Origin of the sequence: Pseudoalteromonas sp. AOP7-A1-14, from assembly GCF_052376275.1 — a bacterium.
GTDB lineage: Bacteria > Pseudomonadota > Gammaproteobacteria > Enterobacterales > Alteromonadaceae > Pseudoalteromonas.
On sequence record NZ_JBQSVO010000331.1, the window covers coordinates 1 to 202 of the forward strand.

Genomic DNA, 202 nt, shown 5'->3' on the forward strand with positions numbered 1-202 from the left:
TAAACAAATACTGGCTGAGCACTTTGAACGAGAAGAGGTTGAGCACACCTTAACCGAGTTAACGTGTCAGTGTTGCGGTGAACAACTACATCAATGTGGTAGTGAAGACAGCGAGCAAGTGAAGATTATTCCGGCGAAAGTCAGTGTCATTAAGCACAAACAATTTAAATATGCTTGCAGACATTGCGAGCATGAACAATTG

At 42.1% G+C, this 202-nt stretch carries 1 protein-coding gene; it reads left to right on the forward strand.

The window, feature by feature from the left end; translation table 11 throughout:
- Positions 1-202 (forward strand): IS66 family transposase zinc-finger binding domain-containing protein (locus ACT3RM_RS18345; RefSeq protein WP_444511576.1); only part of this gene is annotated, 202 nt, incomplete at both ends.